Genomic DNA, 1910 nt, shown 5'->3' with positions numbered 1-1910 from the left:
GATTAGTCAGTCAAAAAAAGAAAAGCTTTGATTCAAATTTCATAATTTTTGTTCACACAAAAATCCAGGACTTGTGCCCTGGATTTAGGAGATTATGAAAAAGAAAAGTTTTAGGATGATTATAGTATATAAAGCAAAGCCTAAAGTTTTCTTAAAGTGGGAGAAGAATTTTTGTGGTTAACAAAGAAAGTTGCTGTTAGCTAATTAAACATTTAGTAAACAATATGCTCACCAAATAATTTGTCATCACCAGTATTCAGTTACTAAAGAATCATTAAAATCTATAGAAGTAAACCTTCTAATTTAGTGATTATTCTGCTCATTCTGACAATAGAGATCTGAATTGTCCCCATACAGTTTGTGAAAGTGCCACTTTTCTTCAAAAGTTATCCTGTGTAAAATAAGGGTCATAAAAACATATGAGGTGATCGCTATGACAAATCGTTACGACTTAAATAAAAATTTGGCACAAATGCTTAAAGGGGGCGTCATCATGGACGTTCAAAACCCTGAGCAGGCACGTATTGCAGAAGCAGCTGGAGCAGCTGCAGTTATGGCTTTGGAACGTATTCCAGCTGATATTCGTGCTGTGGGTGGTGTATCACGCATGAGTGATCCTAAGATGATCAAGGAAATTCAGGCCGCTGTCAGTATTCCAGTGATGGCCAAGGTGCGTATCGGTCATTTTGTGGAAGCACAGATTTTGCAGGCTATTGAGATTGATTATATCGATGAGAGTGAGGTATTGACGCCTGCTGATGACCTTATTCATGTGGATAAAACCAAGTTTGATGTGCCTTTCGTCTGTGGGGCCAAGGACCTCGGTGAAGCCCTTCGACGTATTTCTGAAGGGGCATCAATGATTCGTACCAAAGGTGAGCCTGGGACTGGTGATATTGTCCAAGCTGTTCACCACTTGCGACTTATGAACCAAGAGATTCGCCGTATTCAAAATCTCAGAGAAGACGAGCTTTACATTACTGCCAAGGACTTACAGGTACCAATTGACTTGGTCCGTTATGTCCATGAACATGGCAAATTGCCAGTTGTCAATTTTGCGGCTGGTGGTGTAGCAACGCCTGCCGATGCTGCGCTTATGATGCAGTTGGGTGCTGAAGGTGTCTTTGTTGGTTCAGGGATTTTCAAGTCAGGAGATCCCAAAAAACGTGCGGAAGCCATTGTCAAAGCAGTAACTAACTTTGATCGTCCGGATATTTTGGCGCAAGTGTCAGAAGATTTGGGTGAAGCCATGGTTGGTATCAATAAGGATGAAATAGAAATCTTGATGGCAGAGCGAGGAAAATAGATGACAAAAATCGGAATATTGGCATTACAAGGTGCTTTTGCGGAACATGAGCAGGTCTTGAAAGCACTTGATGTTGAAACAGTTCAAATCAGAAATCAACAGGATTGGGAAACTCATGCTGATTTAGACGGGCTCATTCTACCGGGAGGCGAGTCGACAGTCATGGGGAAACTTTTGCATGATTTAGATTTGTTTGAGCCAATTAAGACGAAAATTAATGCAGGACTACCTGTATTTGGAACTTGTGCGGGTCTGATTTTGTTAGCCAAAACCATAGTGGGAGACCAAACAAAACATTTAGCAAGCATGGACATCAATGTAGCCAGAAATGCCTATGGTCGTCAGCTGGGCAGTTTTGTCACAAATGCTGACTTTAAGGGAATTGGTGAGATTCCCATGGTCTTTATTCGTGGACCAATCATTGAAACCATTGGCCCAGAAGTTGAGATTTTAGCTCAAGTCAATGGGGCAATCGTGGCAGCCAAGGAAAAACATATGCTTGTCACCTCTTTTCATCCAGAATTAACAGGTGATACAAGGGTCCATACCTATTTTCTAGAGATGATTAGTCAGTCAAAAAAAGAAAAGCTTTGATTCAAATTTC

General features: G+C 40.8%; 2 protein-coding genes. Both read left to right on the top strand.

Translation table 11 applies throughout. The features are described from left to right. The first annotated feature begins 433 nt into the window (after positions 1-433). Positions 434-1306 carry a pyridoxal 5'-phosphate synthase lyase subunit PdxS gene (gene pdxS / locus ADF62_RS06360; protein ID WP_048788383.1) on the top strand — a complete coding sequence of 291 codons (873 nt, stop codon included), beginning with the start codon at positions 434-436 and terminating at the stop codon, positions 1304-1306. After that, positions 1307-1900 carry a pyridoxal 5'-phosphate synthase glutaminase subunit PdxT gene (pdxT, locus tag ADF62_RS06355; RefSeq protein WP_048788382.1) on the top strand — a complete coding sequence of 198 codons (594 nt, stop codon included), beginning with the start codon at positions 1307-1309 and terminating at the stop codon, positions 1898-1900. It abuts the gene before it with no gap. The last annotated feature ends 10 nt before the right edge of the window (positions 1901-1910 follow it).

Source organism: Streptococcus sp. 1004_SSPC, from assembly GCF_001069025.1.
GTDB lineage: Bacteria > Bacillota > Bacilli > Lactobacillales > Streptococcaceae > Streptococcus > Streptococcus vestibularis.
Note: the sequence above shows the minus strand (reverse complement) of the source record. Positions and strands in the feature narration are given on the sequence as shown.